The following is an 18284-nucleotide window of genomic DNA, read 5'->3' as shown; positions in this document are numbered from 1 at the left end:
CGAAGCAATCCATACTATTTCTGCGGGGGCAGTCTGGATTGCTTCGCTACGCAATGACGGGGATAGAGCGGGGCCGCTACTTCACGTCTGCCAGCGCGGCGAGAATGCGGGCCCAGGAACGGATACCCTTCTGGAAGCTGCGCAGATCGTACTTCTCGTTCGGCGAATGGATGTTGTCGTCGTCGAGGCCGAAGCCGACCAACAGCGAGTCCAGCCCCAGCGTGCGCTTGAAGTCGGCGACGATTGGGATTGAGGCACCGGAGCCCATCAGCACGGTCTCCTTGCCCCATTCCTCCGCCAGCGCCTTGCTGGCTGCGGCAAGCGGCTTCATGTTCCAGTCGAGCGCGACCGCGGGCGCGGCAGAATGATCGCCGAACTCGACCTTGCAATCGCCCGGCAGCCGCGCCGTGACGTAGTCGCGGAAGGCTTTACGAATCTTTTGCGGGTCCTGTCCCTCCACCAGGCGGAACGAGACTTTTGCCGAGGCATGCGAGGGGATCACCGTCTTTGAGCCTTCGCCGATATAGCCGCCCCAGATGCCGTTGACGTCGCAGGTCGGGCGCGAGGAGGCCTGCTCGATCAGCAGGCGCCCCTTCTCGCCGGCCGGGATCGACAGCCCGATCGGCTTCAGGAACATCTCCGGCGTCAGGTTGAGCTTCTTCCACTGCTCCAGAATATCGGGCGGCAGATCTTTCACGCCGTCATAGAAGCCGGGGATGGTGATGCGGTTATCGTCGTCGAACAGGCCGCCCAGGATCTTCGTCAGCACCCGGATCGGATTCATCGCGCTGCCGCCGAATACGCCCGAATGCAGGTCGCGATTGGCCGCAGTGATCTTCAGCTCTTCATAGAGCAGACCGCGCAGCGACGTCGTGATCGCCGGGGTGTTGCGGTCCCACATGCCGGTGTCGCAGACCAGCACATAGTCCGCTTTGAACTCGTTCTTGTTGGCTTCGATGAAGGGCACGAAGTTCTTGGAGCCGACCTCCTCCTCGCCTTCGATTAGGAAGGTGACGTCGATCGGCAGCGAGCCCGTCACCTTCTTCCAGGCGCGGCAGGCTTCGACGAAGGTCATCACCTGGCCCTTGTCGTCCTCGGCGCCGCGCGCGACGATGATCTTGCGGCCGTCGGCATGATCGGTGACGACGGGCTCGAACGGCGGACGGTGCCAGAGACTTTCCGGATCGACCGGCTGCACGTCGTAATGGCCGTAGAAGATCACATGCGGCCGTCCGCCCGCGCCGGTCTTGCCGACGATGGCGGGATGGCCCGCGGTCGGCCTTACCTCGGTCGCAACGCCGAGGCTTGCGATGTCCTTGGCGAGATGCTCGGCCGCCGCCTTGCAATCGGCGGCGAAGGCCGGATCGGCGGAGATCGACTTGATCCGCAACAGCGAGAACAGGCGCTCGAGGCTGTTGTCGAAGTCCTTGTCGATGTGGTCGAGCACGGATTGAAGCTGCGCGTTGGCCATGGTCGGATTCCCTGACTTTTCGAGTCTCAAGATGGCTTGAGTTTCAAGCGGTCTTGCGTTTTAGCCCTGTCGCGACGTTGGAGCTAGCCGCATCAGGCGGATGCCGGATGTGCCAGCCAAGGCAAACTGCAAGGATCGCGGTGGCGACGAGGTTGTTGCCCCAGGCCTGGATGGCGGTGGGAAACCACGGCAGCGACAGCAGCATGATGATGCCGGCAACGCCGAGCGTAAGCCAGGTTCCCAGCCGCACCCTCGGCCTCGCATCGAAGGCGGCCCGATGCATCAGCACCGTGAACGGCACGAACAGCCACATAAAATAATATTGTCGCGCCAGCGGCGAAGCCACCGTCATCAGGCAGAACAGGATGCCGAGCTCTTCCGCATCCGATCGTGGCGTTCGTCGCGCCTGTCGCGGCATGACCGCAACGAAGCCGAGCCCGAGCAGCCCCGATACCACGAGCACGATCCAGTTCGCCGTCTTGTAGTCGACGTCGATGACATTCATCGTGCGCACGGGCTTGCCGGGATCCTCCTGATTATAGTTGATCGGCCGGACCAGCCGGTGCGTCACGGCAATGATGGACTGGTTGACCCACGACCAGTTCTGCGCATCGCGCTGGCCAAAGCCCTTTTCCGAGCTCGAACCGACCATGCCCTGGTACCAGGTCTTGAGCTCGGCGGCGTTGCGTTCGAAGCCACGGATCGGGGCCGGCACGACATAAAGCAGGATGCCGATGAAGGCGAGCATGCTGACAACCGCCGCCCACTGCCTGCGCCAGACCAGATAAGGCAGTACGGCGATCGGAAACACCTTGATGCCGGTGGCGAGCGCGAACATGAAGCCTGCGAACCACGACCGCTGGTGCAGAAGGCACCAGAACCCGTAGAGCATCATCGCGAGCAGAACGAGGTTCGGCTGGCCGAGATCGAACATGTCGAACACGAAGGTCACGGTGACGAGCGCCGGCAGCGCTTCGAGCCAGGGACCGGGCTTGCGGTCCGAGCCGGTCATCGCATTGGAGAGAGTGCCCGTGCACCACCACGCCACCACGTTCAGGATCGACAGCACGAGGTAGAGCGGGATTTTGCCGAACCAACTCGGGATCGCCAGCAGGATGGCCGGCAACGGCGGATAGATGAACTCGAACTGGTGATGGATGTCGCTGGGATAGAGCCAGCCGCCATGCAGCACCTGCTGCCCGGCCCAGTACCACAGCGCGTAGTCCTTCGTCTTGCCGCGGCCGAAAATCTCGGGACCGAGGACATCGGCGGTGAGGATGACGCAGCAGACCAGGAAGAGCAGATCGAGCGGCGCGCGCAGGGACGGCAGGCGCAACGCGCGAGGTTTATCTGATGGATTCGAGGGTGTCACATGATGTCCCGTTGGAAACAGACAGCACGTAGCAGACCGACAGACGCTTGGAGAGTCCCCTTCGACCGAATTTGTGCCTGACCCGGGACCGGTCGCGGCGCCCCGGGGCCGAGGAGAATGGCCTCAAACGGGGGTGGCTGCCCTACCTTCGCAGCAATCCGCCCAACGCGCCACGAACGAGCGCGCGGCCGACCGAGCCGCCGAGTTGGCCGCCGACCGACTTGCCGAGATCGGCCGCGACACCGCCGACCACCTTGCCGGTCACCGTGCGCGTGACGTCGCGCGCAATGCGCTGTCCCGTCGTCAGCCGGTTACGCCCGGTATTGGTGCCGAAGATGGTGCCGACGATCGAGCCGATCTGGCCGAGGATGCCGCCGCCGCTTGCCCCGGCCTGACCGTCAGCCGGCGCCGCGGTGCCCGCAATGCGCTTCTGGAGGATTTCGTAGGCGGACTCGGAATCAACAGCGGTGTCGTATTTACCCTTCACCGGGCTCGCATCCATGATCGCCTTGCGCTCCTCCGGCGTGATCGGCCCGATACGGGCCGAGGGCGGGCGGATCAGCACCCGCTCGACCATCGCCGGCGTGCCGTTGCCTTCGAGGAACGACACCAGCGCCTCGCCCTTGCCGAGCTCCATGATCACCTTGGCGGTGTCGAGCTTCGGGTTGGGCCGGAAGGTCTGGGCGGCCGCGGCGACCGCCTTCTGGTCGCGCGGAGTGAAGGCGCGCAACGCATGCTGCACCCGGTTGCCCATCTGCCCGAGCACGCGGTCGGGCACGTCGACCGGGTTCTGCGTGACGAAATAGACGCCGACGCCCTTGGAGCGGATCAGACGGACCACCTGCTCGATCTTGTCCATCAGTGCCTTGGGCGCATCGGTGAACAACAGATGCGCCTCATCGAAGAAGAACACCAGCTTGGGCTTGGGCAGGTCGCCGACCTCGGGCAATTCCTCGAACAGCTCTGACAGCATCCACAGCAGGAATGTCGCGTAAAGCCGTGGGCTCTGCATCAGCTTGTCGGCGACGAGAATGTTGACCATGCCGCGGCCGTCGCGGTCGGTCTTCATGAAGTCCTTCAAGGTCAGCGCCGGCTCGCCGAAGAATTTGGTGCCGCCCTGGTTCTCCAGCACCAGAAGCTGGCGCTGGATGGTGCCGACGGTGGCTTTGGTGACGTTGCCAAAACCCTGGGCGGCCTTGCGGATCGGCGCGAGCGGATCCTCCTCCGCGTCCGGTCCCTTCTTGCCGCTATCGGGCACGATGGCATCGAGCAATGCCCGCAGATCCTTCATGTCGATCAGAGTAAGGCCGTTGTCGTCCGCGACGCGGAAGGCGACGTTGAGCACGCCTTCCTGCACGTCGTTGAGATCGAGCATGCGCGCCAGCAGCAACGGCCCCATCTCGGTGACGGTGGCCCGCACCGGATGGCCCTGCTCGCCGAACACGTCCCAGAACACCGTCGAGAACTGGTCGGGCTGGAAATTCAGCCCCAGCTCGGTCGCGCGCTTGACGATGAAATCCTTTGCCTCTCCAACCTGCGAAATGCCCGAGAGATCGCCCTTGATGTCGGCGGCGAACACCGGAACGCCGGCCCGCGCAAATCCTTCCGCCATCACTTGCAGCGTGACCGTCTTGCCGGTGCCGGTCGCACCTGTGACGAGGCCATGGCGATTTGCGAGCGCCAGCGTCAGCCAGGCCTGCTCGTCTCCCTTGCCGACGAAGATCTTGTCGTCGGTATCGCCGAGCTTGTTGTCCTGCGCCGCCATCATGCTCTCTCGTTAGTTTCGCGTATTGAAATACAAGCCCACCAGTTCCGTAGTTTAACGCATGTCGCAAGTCGATTGAAACCGTTCAAGACGCCCTCGACATGCGACATTGTCGGAGAATGTGCGCGCCGCATGCGCCAAAAGTCGGAGTGATGCATTCGCACCGCGGCAATTTCTCATGAATTTCTTCTCCGCTCTTGCATCGCTGCAACACTTTTCGCGCCTTCGGGAATGAATCGGAACGTTGCGTGCGTTCATCGCTTGTATTTCACATCACACCGGCTCAAGATCGTTTTTCGAAATAATACTCCGGCGTGCAACCGGCTGAGGGGCGGGTCAATATGGACGAGCTGATCGGGCGCCTGGCGACAAACGCCAGCATAGATAGTGCTGTGGCTGAAAAGACCGTCGGCATTATCCTGGGCTTCCTTCGCAGCGAAGGTCCGTCCGACAGCGTGCAGGCCCTGATCGACCAGATCCCCGGTGCAGAAGGGGTGATCGAAGCATCCAGGAGCGGCGGACTGTCGCGGCTGATAGGCGGCGGGCTGATGGCCGTCGGCACGCGCCTGATGGGCCTTGGGCTCGGCATGTCCGAAATCCAGAACGTGGCCCGTGAACTTTTTCGCTTTGGTCGAGACAAAATCGGAGCTGATCAGATGGGCAAGATCATCGCGGGCACGCCGGGCCTCAGCCAGTTCGCCTGAAGCTGTCGCATTTCATACCGAGTATCATGACATATCCGATCTCCGAGATTGAGGGCCTGCCTGCCTTTGCCGCCAACAAGCTGAAGGCGCATGGCATCCGCACGACTGACGCACTGCTGGAAGCCGCGAGCACCGCCAAGGGCCGCAAGGCGCTCTCGGCCAAGACCGGCATCAGCGAGCAGCAGCTCCTGGAGTGGGCCAACGTCTCCGACTACATGCGCATTCCCGGCATGGGCCGTGCCAAGGTCGGCCTCGTCCGCGCCGCCGGCGTCACCACCGTGCGGGAGCTCGCCTATCGGAATCCGGCGAGACTGGCGCAGAGCATGCGCGAGGCCAACGACCGGAAGAAGCTCGTCCGCATCCTTCCTTCCGAGAAGTCGGTCGGCGATATCATCGCCAAGGCCAAGAAGCTGCCGCCGAAGATTACGTATTAGGGCGTTCTGTCGTCCCGGCGAACGCCGGTGCCCATACCGCGGAATCTATCGATCGTCGAAGGTCGCAGTACCGAACGACAAATCTTCGCCAAACTTCTCCCTGGGGTTATGGGTCCCGGCGTTCGCCGGGACGACGGCCGAGATTGACGCACGAGGTTGTCGCAACATCGGCAACGCCGGGGCACGACGCTGCCGCCAATCCCGTCTTGACTCCCCCTGCCCGACCGCGCAAAGCGGGCCGCATGAATGCCTCGCCCTCCCCATCCGTCCCGCCGGCCGGCTCGGCCGGGCTAGATGCGCTGCGGACGCTGCTGGAACGGCCTCTGCCGGCGGTGATGGGCGTGCTCAACGTCACCCCGGACTCCTTCTCCGACGGCGGCGATTTCATCGCGCCGGACCGGGCGCTGGCGCGGGCGCGGGCGATGATCGCCGATGGCGCCGACATCATCGATATCGGCGCCGAATCCACCCGTCCCTACAAAGGCGCCCAGCCGGTCACCGCAGAAGGCGAACTGGCCCGTCTGAAGCCGGTACTGGCAGGCGTCGTGGAACTCGGCGTGCCGGTGTCGATCGATAGCATGAAGGCGAAGGTCGTGGCCTTCGCGCTCGACCAGGGCGTCGCCATCGCCAACGATGTCTGGGGATTGCAGCGCGACCCCGACATAGCGCCGCTGGTCGCCGCGAAAGGCGTCCCCGTCATCGTCATGCATAACCGCGACAGCATCGATTCCGCCATCGACATCGTCGCTGACATCAAGGCGTTCTTTCTGCGCTCGCTCGACATTGCCGCGAAGGCCGGTATCGCGCGTGATAAAATCGTGCTGGATCCCGGCATCGGCTTCGGCAAGACCGCCGAGCAGAGCCTGATCGCGCTGGCGCGGCTACGCGAGCTCGACATGTTCGGCCTGCCCGTCCTGGTCGGCGCATCGCGCAAGCGCTTCATCGCCTCGGTGTCGCCGTCGGAGCCGTCGGGGCGGCTTGCCGGTTCGATCGCCGCACATCTGATCGCGGCTCAAAAGGGCGCCAAGATCATCCGGACCCATGACGTCGCCGAGACCTTGCAGGCCTTGCGGGTCGCCAACGCAATCGAGGGCAAGCAATGACCGATACGATCTTCGTCACCGGCCTGTCGATCCATGCCCGCCATGGCGTGATGGATCACGAAACGGCAGTCGGCCAACGCTTCGTCATTGACCTCGAGCTCTACACCGATTTGTCGGAGCCCTCGCGCAGCGACCGGCTCATGGATACCGTCTCCTATGCCGACGTGGTGGCGACCACGACGGCGGCGTTCAAGAACACCAACTACAAGCTTCTTGAGCGCGCAGCGGGTGCGGTGGCCGACGCCATCCTGGCGCACTTCCCGCGCATCCGCGCCGTGAAGATCACCGTGCACAAGCCGCATGCGCCAATCGCTGCGATCTTCGACGACGTCGGCATCATGCTGACCCGCTCGCGGCACCCATGATGGCGAGCGTGCTGATCGCACTCGGCGGCAATGTCGGCGATGTCCGCGCGACATTCAACAAGGCCGTCGCCCATATCTGCGGCATGGCGCAGGCCGCGGTGGTCGCGCGCTCGTCGGACTACAGCACGCCGCCCTGGGGCGACGAGGACCAGGATCCCTTCATCAACGCTTGCGTCGAGATCGAGACTGACCTCGATCCGCACGCGCTATTGTTCGTGATGCAGAAAGTCGAGCAGAAATTCGGCCGCACCCGGGACAAGGATCGACGCTGGGGCCCGCGCACGCTCGATCTCGACATGATCGCCTATGACGATGTGTCGTTCGAGAAGCCCGACCTGACCCTGCCGCATCCGCGGCTGTTCGAGCGCGCCTTCGTGCTGGTGCCGCTGGCCGAAATCGCACCGGACCGCGTGATCTCAGGCATTCGTGTGCGTGACGGCCTCGCCAGCGTCTCGACGCAAGGCATTGAGCGGCTTTCGGATACCGGTTAACCAAAAACAACCGTTTGCAGGGTCGCTCCGGCGTGGCAATTTCGCCTGCGAATGTCGATACGTTGGGAGCCCTTGGCCGTATGACCTCTGTGACTGACAATCTGCCGCTGGCGGCGGATTTTCCCAAGGCGACAGACGCGGACTGGCGCAAGCTGGTCGACGTCGTGCTGAAGGGCGCGCCATTCGAGAAGCTGGTCGGCAAGACCTATGATGGTCTCAGGATCGAGCCGCTCTACCCGCGCGCCAAGGGGGCTGCGCTGGTGACGGGGCGAGCGGCAGCCGCGCCGTGGCAGATCATGCAGCGGATCGATCATCCCGATGTGGCCACGGCAAATGCGCAGGCCCTGCTGGATCTGGAGAACGGCGCCACCGGCCTTGAGGTCGAGTTCGCGGGCGGCCCCGGCGCGCGTGGCTTCGGTATCATCGATGCAAACCCGGCGACGCTGGAGCGATTGTTCGACGGTGTATTCCTCGACGCCGGCGTTGCGGTCTCGCTCAACCCGGTGGCCGGCCGCCAGGACGCCGGCACGCTGTTCGCCGAGATGGTCGAGGCCAGGAAGCTCGACCCGGCCAGGATCGACGTTCGCTTCAACTACCAGGCCCTGAGCACGTTCGCCGTGCGCGGCGCTGCGCTTGTTCCTTGGTCGGAGTACGAAGCGCCCTTCGCGCGCATCGTGTCGGGTCTGATCGGGCGCGGCTTCAAAGGCCCGTTCGTGCTCGCCGATGGCCGCCCCGTGCACGATGCCGGCGGTTCCGAGGCCCAGGAGCTGGCGTTCGCGCTGTCGCTCGGTGCGGCCTATCTGCGCATGCTCGAGCGCGGCGGCATCGATCTCGATGTCGCGCGAGGAGCGATTTCATTCCGGCTCTGCGCCGACGCCGATCAATTCCTGGGCATGGCCAAGTTCCGCGCATTGCGGCAGCTATGGGCCCGCGTCGAGCAGGCCTGCGGCCTCACACCTCAGCCGGCTTTCATCGCCGCGGAAACCGCCTGGCGCATGCTGACGCAGCGCGATCCTTACGTGAATATGCTGCGCGCGACGATCGCAACATTCGCAGCCTGCCTCGCCGGAGCGAATGCGATCACCGTGCTGCCGCACACGCTGGCGCGCGGGCTGCCTGATCCCTTTGCGCGGCGCGTGGCACGCAACACGCAGCTCCTGCTGCTGGAGGAGAGTAACCTCGCCAAGGTCAGCGATCCCGCAGCAGGCTCCGGCGGCATCGAGACGCTGACGTCGGAACTGTGCGCGGCGGCCTGGGCATTGTTCCAGGAGAGCGAGAAAGCTGGCGGCTCCTTCGCCGCACTCGAGCAGGGCCTGTTCCAAAGCAAGGTCGCGGGCACGCGCAAGGCGCGAGAGGCCAACATCGCAAAGCGCCGCGACGTGCTGACCGGCGCCAGCGAGTTTCCAAACCTGCACGAGGCCGATGCCACCGTGCTGGATGTGAAGCCGGTCGCGCTGCCGCCCGCGGGCGAACCGAAGTGCAAGTTCGACGCGCTGGCGCCGATGCGTATGGCCGCGCCATTCGAAGCGCTGCGCGACAAATCCGATGCGGCATTGAAAACACGCGGCACACGGCCGAGCGTGTTCCTGGCCAATCTCGGCACGCCCGCGGATTTCACCGCGCGCGCGACCTTTGCCAAGAGCTTCTTCGAAGCAGGCGGCATTCAGGCCCTCGACAGCGAAGGTTTTGCCGATCCCGCCAAGCTCGCCGCGGCCCTCAGGGCTTCCGGTGCTGCGCTCGCCTGCCTTTGTTCCAGCGACAAGGTCTATGCGGAACAGGCCGAGGCGGCAGCAAAGGCCCTGCAAACGGCGGGCGCGCGACATATCTATCTGGCAGGCCGTCCGGCTGAGGCCGAGGCGGCCCTGCGGGCGGCCGGCGTCGTTGGCTTTGTGTTTGCCGGCGGCGATGCACTCGCCACGCTTCGAGACGCCTATTTGCGGATGGAACAGGCATGACCGACGCCAGCAAACCCGTTCTCACCGGCGGCTGCCAATGCGGTGCAGTGCGCTTTGCGATTTCGGCAACCCCTAACCGGGTTTCGATCTGCCATTGCCGGATGTGCCAGAAGGCGAGCGGCGCGCCGTTCGCCTCCTTTGCCGACATCAACCGCACGGATTTCGCATGGACCAAGGGGCAGCCGTCGTTCTTCCGCTCCTCCACGATCGCCGACCGCGGCTATTGCGCCGCCTGCGGCACGCCGCTGAGTTTTGGCCGCATCGACGGCGACCGGATCGAGATCATGACCGGCGCCTTCGACCGGCCCGACCGCCTGGTGCCGACGCGGCAATACGGAAGCGAGTCTCGCCTCGGCTGGGTGATCGGCATCTCCAACCTGCCGAGCCAGACTACGCAGCAGAACTACGGACCGGAGAAGATGGCGACCATTGTCAGCCACCAGCATCCGGATCACGATTGAGGATATGGTTGAAGCCATGAGCCGCATTCCCAATTTCGCCGATGTCGCCTTCGAACGGACTGCCACCGCCGCGCCGTCAGGCCTCGCCGAGCCTTGGCTGACGCCCGAAGGCATTCTGGTGAAGCCCGCCTATGGCGAGGCTGATCTGGCAGGGCTCGATTTCCTGGAGACCTATCCGGGCATCGCGCCGTTCCTCCGCGGCCCCTATCCGACCATGTATGTCAACCAGCCCTGGACCGTCAGGCAATATGCGGGCTTCTCCACGGCGGAAGATTCCAACGCGTTCTATCGCCGTAACCTGGCAGCCGGGCAGAAGGGCCTCTCGGTCGCCTTCGATCTCGCCACCCATCGCGGCTATGACAGCGATCATCCGCGCGTCGGCGGCGACGTCGGCATGGCCGGTGTCGCGATCGATTCCATCTACGACATGCGCACGTTGTTTGCCGGCATTCCGCTCGACCAGATGAGCGTGTCGATGACCATGAACGGCGCGGTGCTGCCGATCCTCGCGCTCTATGTCGCCGCTGCCGGCGAACAGGGCGTTGCGCCGGAAAAGCTGTCGGGCACCATTCAGAACGACATTCTGAAAGAGTTCATGGTGCGCAACACCTACATCTATCCGCCCGCGCCCTCGATGCGGATCATCTCGGACATCTTCGCCTACACTTCGACGCGGATGCCGAAGTACAATTCGATCTCGATCTCCGGCTATCACATGCAGGAGGCCGGCGCGACGCAGGATCTCGAGCTCGCCTATACGCTCGCCGACGGCGTCGAATATTTGCGCGCCGGACTTGCCGCAGGCCTCGACGTTGACCGCTTCGCGCCGCGGCTGTCGTTCTTCTGGGCGATCGGCATGAACTTCTTCATGGAGGTCGCCAAGCTACGCGCCGCGCGCCTGCTCTGGGCGAAGCTCCTGAAGCCGTTCAACCCGAAAGACCCGCGCTCGCTGTCGCTGCGCACGCATAGCCAGACCTCTGGCTGGTCGCTGACCGCGCAGGATGTGTTCAACAACGTCATGCGGACGACAGTCGAAGCCATGGCGGCGACGCAAGGCCACACCCAATCGCTGCACACCAACGCGCTCGACGAGGCCCTGGCGCTGCCGACGGATTTCTCGGCGCGCATCGCCCGCAATACCCAGCTGTTCCTGCAGCAGGAGAGCGGCACCACCCGCATCATCGATCCCTGGGGCGGATCGTATTATGTGGAGCGGCTGACGCGCGACCTCGCCGCAAAAGCCTGGAGCCACATCCAGGAGGTCGAGGAGCTCGGCGGCATGGCCAAGGCCATCGAGGCCGGCGTGCCGAAGCTGCGCATCGAGGAGGCCTCGGCGAAGACGCAGGCCCGCATCGATGCCGGCAAGCAGGCGGTGATCGGCGTCAACAAATACAAGCCATCGGACGAAGCGGCCATCGACATTCTCAAGGTCGATAACACCAATGTCCGCCGCTTGCAGATCGACAAGCTGACGCGGTTGAAATCCGAGCGCAGCCAGAAGGACGTCGATGCCGCGCTCGCTGCGCTGACGCGCTCGGCTGGCGAAGGCAACGGCAATCTGCTTGCGCTCGCGATCGACGCGGCGCGGGCCAAGGCGACCGTCGGCGAGATTTCGGACGCGATGGAGAAGGTGTTCGGCCGGCACCGCGCCGAGATCAAATCCATCACCGGCGTCTACAAGCGGGAGGCGTCCAGCATGGGCAACCAGGTCGAGAAGGTTCAGGCGCTGATCGACGCCTTCGAGGAGGCCGAGGGCCGCCGCCCGCGCATTCTGGTCGCCAAGATCGGCCAGGACGGCCATGACCGCGGCCAGAAGGTGATCGCCTCCGCGTTTGCCGATATCGGCTTCGACGTCGACATCGGGCCGCTGTTTGCCACCGCCGACGAAGCGGCGCGGCAGGCGGTCGAGAACGACGTTCACATTCTCGGCGTCTCCTCGCTGGCCGCCGCCCACCTCACCGCCGTGCCGGAATTGAAGGCCGCGCTGAAGAAGCAGGGCCGCGAGGACATCATGATCATCGTCGGCGGCGTGGTGCCGCCGCAGGATTACGACGCGCTCTATGCGGCCGGCGCCGAAGCCATCTTCCCGCCGGGCACCGTGATCGCCGATGCGGCCGAAGAGCTGATCCGCAAGCTGAACGCCAGGCTCGGGCACAGCGAGGCGGCGGAGTAGTTCCGCCGCCGTTCGGCCGCCGGCATCAAACCCGCGGGCGCGCTGCCGCGACCAATCATCACGTCCCAGTGTTCGCGCCGCACGTTCTGCGCCGGTTCATCCTGCGGTCATTACGCTCATGCAGACATCCGAGCGCCGCGACGGCGGTCGGATGCAGAATTGATGGATATTGAAGTGACATATCATCGTGCAAATGTGCCGGCCGGATGGCTTGCTATTCTGTCCGCTGTCGCGACGGTCGCCCTCGTCTCCCCCTCCCTCGCCGCCGATCCCAAACCCGATGCACTCATCAAGAACAGAAACATCGAGGCCCGCGTCTTCCTCGACGACAAGATCAAGGCCGACGCGGCGCTCGCCGCGGATTGCATCGCCGAGGGCAAGAAGTGGCTCGACAAGAACGCAACCGACGCGGCTGCCGCCCGCAAAGAGGATCCGCAATTCTTCAAGGACGGCGGCTGGGATTTCGAGCGCAAATATTCGATCCGCTCCATCGTTGCCGACCGCTATGTCAGCGTGCTGCGCGACGACTACATGGACACCCATGGCGCGCATCCCAATTCGGACGTGAACACGGTGTTGTGGGACAAGTTCGAGAACAAGCGGGTCTCGATCCGGCCGTTCTTCGCCGAGACCGCCGACAACGGCCCGACCATGAAGGCGATGGTGAAGGCCATCATCGCATCGCTGAAAAGCGAGAAGAAGAAGCGCGACAGCAGCGAGACCGCCACCAATGAGTGGTTCAAGGGCGTTGAGCCGAACCTGCTCAAGATCGGCGCGGTGACGCTCGCACCGTCGACCGAGACCGGCAAGAGTTCCGGCCTTACCTTCCACTACCCGCCCTATGCCGTCGGTCCCTACGCCGAAGGCCAATATGTCGCGTTCGTTCCGTGGGAGACGTTGAAGCCCTATCTCACGCCGGAGGGCGTCCGCATCTTCGGCGGCACACGGCCCAAGGGCGACGCTGAGGAGCCGCAATAGGGAGGGAATCCGTTGCTCACAGTGCCGCGGGGTGGCCGCTTGCGACATCCGGGCAAAGCTGCGTAGCATCTTGCATTGATACGAGCCCGATTCCCGAGGGCGATGCCGGGATCATTGATGTCAGGAATCACGCGCCGCAATTTCGCGGCTTCTTCTGTGGCTGCGGCCACATCTGCACTGTTCGCGGCTGCGCACGCCCAAGCCTATCCGGCGCGTCCGGTGACCTTGATCGTGCCCTGGGGTGCGGGTGGCGGCTCGGATGCAACCGCGCGCATCGTCGCGACGCTGCTGCAGAAGGAGCTCGGCCAGCCGTTCAACGTCGTCAATCGCACCGGCGGATCCGGCACCACTGGCCATGCCGAGATCGCAGCCGCAGCGCCTGACGGTTACACCATCGGCATGCTGACCGTGGAGATCGCGATGCTGCATTGGCAGGCGCTGACGCAGCTGACGCCGAGAAACTTCACGCCGCTGGCACTGATGAACGAAGACCCGCCGGGCATCCAGGTCGCCACGTCTTCGCCCTACAGGACGGCGAAGGAGCTGATGGATGCCATCAAGCTGGCACCACCGGGTCGGTTCAAGGCCTCGGGCACCGGACAAGGCGGCATCTGGCATCTCGCGCTCGTCGGCTGGATGCAGGCGATGGGATTGCCGGCAAACCAGGTCGCGTGGGCGCCGTCGAATGGCGCAGCACCCGCCATGCAGGATCTCGTCGCGGGCAGCCTCGATCTCACCACCTGCTCGGTGCCGGAGGCGCGCGCCACCATCGAAGCCGGCCAGGCGCGGAGCCTCGCGATCATGGCGCATGCGCGCAATCCGAGCTTCCCAGACGTCCCGACGCTGAAGGAGGCGCTCGGCGTCGACTACTCCACCAGTTCGTGGCGCGGCATCGCCGCCCCCAGGGGCCTCGCCCCCGAGATCGCGACCAGGCTGACCGCGGCCCTGAAGAAGGTGTACGATTCCTCCGCGTTCAAGGACTTCATGACCGGACGCGGCTTTGGCACCGTCTGGCGCGATGCCGCCCAGTTCGAGACCTTCATGGACCAGGCGGATCGCCAGATGGGTCAGGCCATGAAGGCCGCCGGTTTTGCCAAAGCCTGAGGGCCCTCGCCTGCCCCATCCGGGCGTTGTAAAGCAGGGCATGGCTGAGAAGAAGACTTCGCTCGATATCACCACCCTCGCCCGCGATCTCCGCACCGGTCACCGTGCAGCGCTGGCGCGGGCCATCACACTGGTGGAGAGCCGGCGCAGCGATCATCAGGCACAGGCGCGCGAGCTGGTGCAGATGCTGCTGCCCGACACCGGCAAGGCGGTTCGCGTCGGCATCACCGGCTCGCCCGGCGTCGGCAAATCCACCACCATCGATGCGCTCGGGACCTATCTGATCGAGCAGGGTAACAAGGTCGCGGTGCTCGCGGTCGATCCGTCCTCGGCACGCAGCGGCGGCTCGATCCTCGGCGACAAGACGCGGATGGCCCGGCTATCGGCGTCGGACGCCGCCTTCATCCGTCCCTCGCCGTCGTCGGGCACACTCGGCGGCGTCGCTGCCAAGACGCGCGAGGCGATGCTGCTGTGCGAGGCGGCCGGCTTCGACGTGGTACTGGTCGAGACAGTCGGCATCGGCCAGTCCGAGACAGCGGTCTGCGACATGACGGACTTCTTTCTCGCGCTGATGCTACCTGGCGGTGGTGACGAATTGCAGGGCATCAAGAAAGGCCTGGTCGAGCTCGCCGACATGATCGCGATCAACAAGGCCGACGGCGACAATCTCAAGCGCGCCAACATCACTGCGGCTGACTATCGCGGCGCGCTGCATATTCTGGCACCCCGATCGGAGCACTGGCATCCGCCGGTCGTTACCTATTCGGCGCTGGCCGGCACCGGCATCGCCGAACTCTGGCAGAAGGTTCTGGATCACCGCACGGCGATGAACGCATCCGGTGATTTCGCCGCGCGGCGGCGCGACCAGCAGGTGAAATGGATGTGGTCGATGCTGGAGCAGCGCATGCTGGCGCGGTTGCGCAGCGAGGCTTCGGTTCGCACCAAGGTCAGGAAGATCGAGGCGGAAGTGGCCCATGGCCATCTCACCCCGGCGCTTGCCGCCGAGCAAATCCTGGAGTTGCTGCAGTGAGCGACAAGGTCCGTATTCTCCTCACCGGCTTCGGCCCGTTTCCCGGGGCGCCGCATAATCCGACCCAGCCACTGGTGGCGCGGCTGGCGCAACTGCGCCGTCCGGCGCTCGATGATGTCGCGATATCGAGCCATATCTTTCCGGTGACCTACGCTGCAGTCGACCGGCAATTGCCCGAGGTGCTGGCGAAGGTGAAACCGGACGCACTGCTGATGTTCGGCCTCGCCGCGCGCACGCCGTACCTGCGCATCGAGAGTCGCGCGCGCAACGCCGTCACCATGCTGTGGCCCGATGCCGCCAATACCCGCTCGAGCAAACGAGGAATCGCGGGTCACGCCGACGCCATGACCTTCGGTCCGCACACGGCAAGGCTGCTGCGCGCCGCGCGCCTCACGGGTATCGATGCGCGGCCCTCGCGCGATGCCGGGGCTTATCTCTGCAACTATCTGAGCTGGCGCGCGATCGAGAACGTCAGGGCCGGCGGTCCGCCGCTGGCGGCATTCATCCACATTCCGCTGCTTGCCCGCAGCGGCGCGGTGCGGCGCAAGGGTGCACCACGGATCACGCTGGAGGAGCTGGTGGATGCCGGCGAGGCCATGCTGATGGAGATGGCGGGTTTGGCGAGGAAGGTGCGGAACAGGCGGCCTGTGCGGTAAACATTTAACCCTACCGCGAACAATCCCGACGGCGCCGTCCGCCCTGCGCTACCTAACCTCTCGCGGACACCCCGCGTCCGCCGAAGGACGCGTCATGGACCTCAATCGCCGTCATCTCATCGGAGCTTCGACCGCCGGCATCGCCGGCGCGCTCGCCATGCCCTCAGGGGCCGCACGCGCGGCGCCGCTGACGTCCCTGCTCGGCCGCGATGCAACCACATATGGCGTGCGCCCCGGCAGCAGCGAGGACCAGACCCGCGCACTCCAGCGCGCTATCGACGAAGCCTCGCGCGCGCAGATGCCGCTGGCACTTCCGCCCGGCATCTATCGCACCGGCTTGCTACGGCTGCCTGCTGGCGCGCAGCTGATCGGCGTGCGCGGTGCGACCAAACTCGTCTTCACCGGCGGAGCTTCGGCAATCCAGAGCGATGGCTCCGACTCAATCGGCCTCACCGGCATCACGTTTGACGGCGGTGGCATTCCGCTGCCGACTCGGCGCGGGTTGATCCATGTCCTTGGCGGGCGCGACGTCCGCATCGCCGATTGCGAGATCACGGCGTCCGGCGGCAGCGGCATCTGGCTCGAACAGGTCACGGGCGAAATCTCCGGCAACATTTTTACAAACACCGCGGTAACCGCGGTGGTCTCGTTCGACGCCAAGGGCCTCAGCGTGTCCCGCAACACCATCGTCGGCACAAACGACAACGGCATCGAGATCCTGCGCACTGCGATGGGCGATGACGGCACCTTGGTCACCGACAACCGCATCGAGGACATCAAGGCCGGCCCCGGCGGCTCCGGCCAGTACGGCAACGCCATCAATGCGTTCCGCGCCGGCAACGTGATCGTGCGCGGCAACCGCATCAAAAATTGCGATTACTCCGCGGTGCGCGGCAACTCGGCCTCCAACATCCACATATCAGGCAACAGCGTCAGCGACGTGCGCGAAGTCGCGCTCTATTCGGAGTTTTCGTTCGAGGCCGCGGTGATCGCCAACAACACGGTCGATGGCGCTGCCGTCGGCGTCTCCGTCTGCAATTTCAACGAAGGCGGACGTATCGCGGTGGTCCAGGGCAACATCATCCGCAATCTGATCCCGAAGCGGCCGATCGGGACCGCGCCTGACGACGACGCCGGTGTCGGCATCTATATCGAGGCCGACACGTCGGTGACGGGCAATGTGATCGAGAACGCGCCGTCCTACGGCATCGTCGCCGGCTGGGGCAAATATCTGCGCGACGTCGCGATCACGGGCAATGTGATCCGCAAGGCGCTCGCGGGCGTGGGCATCTCCGTGGTGCCCGGCGCCGGCACCGCGCTGGTCAACAACAACATGATCTCCGAAACCCCGCGCGGCGCCGTGGTCGGCCTGGACCACGCGCGCGCGGTAACGGCCGATCTGTCGGCCGACGGCGCTCAGCGCTTTGCGCAGGTGGTGATCGGCGGCAACGCGGTGCGGCAGTAGGCGGGACGCCTCGCCTTCAGCCTAGAACGCATTCCGCAACAGTGGGTACTTCGCCTCGATGCCGTCGAGGCTGAAGGTGAATTCGACGACGCGCTCGGGCGTGGCGGCGATGTCGTCGGCAGGCGGTGTGAAGGTCTGCAGGAACGATGCGATCGTCGCCAGCGGCGCGACCGGTGAGACCCGTTCAGTTGGAGCGACCCGTACAATCGGAGCGACCCGCACAGGCAGAGCCGGCGGCGGCATCGAAGCGACCGGCGCAGGCGGATCGATCGGCGCAATCGGGGCGAGCGGAGCAATGGGAGCCTCGACGATTTCGGCGAGCACGTCCGGCTTGGGCTCGAGCCCGACCGGCACGGCGGTCTCGGGCGCGATGTGCACGGCCTTCGGCTGCACGGTCTGGGCCTGCTCGCGTGGAAACACGCGCGGCATGGTCGCGGGCGACCAGCCGAATGCGGAGGTTACGCTGGCTGCGGCAGCGGCGACGTCCCCGCCACTCGCAAGCGCGCGCCAGGTCTGGACCGCACGCTTGGCTTCCTGGATGTTTTCGAGAAATGCGAGTTCGGAGTGATAGCGCCGCCAGCGGCCGGTCTCGAACATTTCGGAAAGATGTTCGAGCCGCTGTTCGGCGAGAGCGCACCAGCGCGCAGCAATTTCACGGGTGGCCGCGCCTTGGCCAACCTCTTGGCGATGTGTCATGAACCAGCCCGTCATGAGAAAAATACGGACGCGACGCAACGCACACGAATCAATTTAGACG

General features: G+C 64.9%; 17 protein-coding genes. 13 read left to right on the top strand and 4 right to left on the bottom strand.

The window, feature by feature from the left end; translation table 11 throughout:
* Nucleotides 1-76: 76 nt before the first annotated feature.
* The 3 genes from JQ631_RS03790 to JQ631_RS03780 form a co-directional block, all read right to left on the bottom strand.
* Complete coding sequence (locus JQ631_RS03790) at nucleotides 77-1471, bottom strand: M20/M25/M40 family metallo-hydrolase (protein WP_212324141.1); 1395 nt, start codon at nucleotides 1469-1471, stop codon at nucleotides 77-79.
* 43 nt (nucleotides 1472-1514) lie between these two features.
* Nucleotides 1515-2843: a glycosyltransferase family 87 protein gene (locus JQ631_RS03785; protein WP_212324139.1), complete on the bottom strand. Its 1329-nt coding sequence runs from the start codon at nucleotides 2841-2843 to the stop codon at nucleotides 1515-1517.
* A gap of 142 nt (nucleotides 2844-2985) precedes the next feature.
* Nucleotides 2986-4608, bottom strand: coding sequence for a helicase HerA-like domain-containing protein (locus tag JQ631_RS03780; protein ID WP_212328476.1), 1623 nt, complete (start codon nucleotides 4606-4608; stop codon nucleotides 2986-2988).
* A 341-nt stretch (nucleotides 4609-4949) separates the two neighbouring features.
* Between JQ631_RS03780 and JQ631_RS03775 the strand changes: the two genes are divergently transcribed.
* From JQ631_RS03775 to JQ631_RS03715, 13 genes are all read left to right on the top strand, one after another.
* Nucleotides 4950-5312 carry a DUF2267 domain-containing protein gene (locus tag JQ631_RS03775; protein ID WP_212324137.1) on the top strand — a complete coding sequence of 121 codons (363 nt, stop codon included), beginning with the start codon at nucleotides 4950-4952 and terminating at the stop codon, nucleotides 5310-5312.
* 26 nt (nucleotides 5313-5338) lie between these two features.
* Nucleotides 5339-5746, top strand: coding sequence for a DUF4332 domain-containing protein (locus JQ631_RS03770; protein WP_212324134.1), 408 nt, complete (start codon nucleotides 5339-5341; stop codon nucleotides 5744-5746).
* A gap of 242 nt (nucleotides 5747-5988) precedes the next feature.
* Nucleotides 5989-6849 carry a dihydropteroate synthase gene (gene folP / locus JQ631_RS03765; protein ID WP_212324133.1) on the top strand — a complete coding sequence of 287 codons (861 nt, stop codon included), beginning with the start codon at nucleotides 5989-5991 and terminating at the stop codon, nucleotides 6847-6849.
* The gene (folB, locus tag JQ631_RS03760; protein ID WP_212324132.1) at nucleotides 6846-7214 is read left to right on the top strand and encodes a dihydroneopterin aldolase; all 369 of its coding nucleotides are present in this window, start codon (nucleotides 6846-6848) and stop codon (nucleotides 7212-7214) included. Before folP ends, folB begins: the two co-directional genes overlap by 4 nt.
* Nucleotides 7214-7705 carry a 2-amino-4-hydroxy-6-hydroxymethyldihydropteridine diphosphokinase gene (gene folK / locus JQ631_RS03755; protein ID WP_212328475.1) on the top strand — a complete coding sequence of 164 codons (492 nt, stop codon included), beginning with the start codon at nucleotides 7214-7216 and terminating at the stop codon, nucleotides 7703-7705. The genes folB and folK overlap by 1 nt, the downstream gene beginning before the upstream one ends.
* Before the next feature lie 80 nt (nucleotides 7706-7785).
* Nucleotides 7786-9660: a methylmalonyl-CoA mutase subunit beta gene (locus JQ631_RS03750; protein ID WP_212324131.1), complete on the top strand. Its 1875-nt coding sequence runs from the start codon at nucleotides 7786-7788 to the stop codon at nucleotides 9658-9660.
* Nucleotides 9657-10121 carry a GFA family protein gene (locus JQ631_RS03745; protein WP_212324130.1) on the top strand — a complete coding sequence of 155 codons (465 nt, stop codon included), beginning with the start codon at nucleotides 9657-9659 and terminating at the stop codon, nucleotides 10119-10121. The genes JQ631_RS03750 and JQ631_RS03745 overlap by 4 nt, the downstream gene beginning before the upstream one ends.
* A 16-nt stretch (nucleotides 10122-10137) precedes the next feature.
* Nucleotides 10138-12294 (top strand): methylmalonyl-CoA mutase, encoded by a 2157-nt coding sequence (scpA, locus tag JQ631_RS03740; protein ID WP_212328474.1) that lies wholly within the window; start codon nucleotides 10138-10140, stop codon nucleotides 12292-12294.
* 216 nt (nucleotides 12295-12510) lie between these two features.
* A complete protein-coding gene (locus JQ631_RS03735) occupies nucleotides 12511-13272 on the top strand; it encodes an RsiV family protein (RefSeq protein ID WP_349644998.1) in 762 nt (253 codons plus the stop codon).
* Between the two features lie 117 nt (nucleotides 13273-13389).
* A complete protein-coding gene (locus tag JQ631_RS03730) occupies nucleotides 13390-14376 on the top strand; it encodes a tripartite tricarboxylate transporter substrate binding protein (RefSeq protein WP_212324128.1) in 987 nt (328 codons plus the stop codon).
* Between the two features lie 40 nt (nucleotides 14377-14416).
* On the top strand, nucleotides 14417-15406 hold the full coding sequence (gene meaB / locus JQ631_RS03725) for a methylmalonyl Co-A mutase-associated GTPase MeaB (RefSeq protein WP_212324127.1): 990 nt from the start codon (nucleotides 14417-14419) through the stop codon (nucleotides 15404-15406).
* Nucleotides 15403-16062, top strand: a complete 660-nt coding sequence (locus JQ631_RS03720) for a pyroglutamyl-peptidase I (RefSeq protein WP_212324125.1) — start codon at nucleotides 15403-15405, stop codon at nucleotides 16060-16062. Before meaB ends, JQ631_RS03720 begins: the two co-directional genes overlap by 4 nt.
* 94 nt (nucleotides 16063-16156) lie before the next feature.
* On the top strand, nucleotides 16157-17527 hold the full coding sequence (locus JQ631_RS03715; protein WP_212324122.1) for a TIGR03808 family TAT-translocated repetitive protein: 1371 nt from the start codon (nucleotides 16157-16159) through the stop codon (nucleotides 17525-17527).
* Between the two features lie 21 nt (nucleotides 17528-17548).
* On the opposite strand, the gene JQ631_RS03710 is transcribed toward JQ631_RS03715, so the two are convergent.
* Entirely contained in the window at nucleotides 17549-18223 is a 675-nt protein-coding gene (locus JQ631_RS03710; RefSeq protein ID WP_212324120.1) for a TIGR03809 family protein, read from the bottom strand.
* Nucleotides 18224-18284: the final 61 nt, after the last annotated feature.

It is taken from the genome of Bradyrhizobium manausense (genome assembly GCF_018131105.1).
Lineage (GTDB): Bacteria > Pseudomonadota > Alphaproteobacteria > Rhizobiales > Xanthobacteraceae > Bradyrhizobium > Bradyrhizobium manausense_B.
This window is presented reverse-complemented; position numbering and strand designations above follow the sequence as displayed.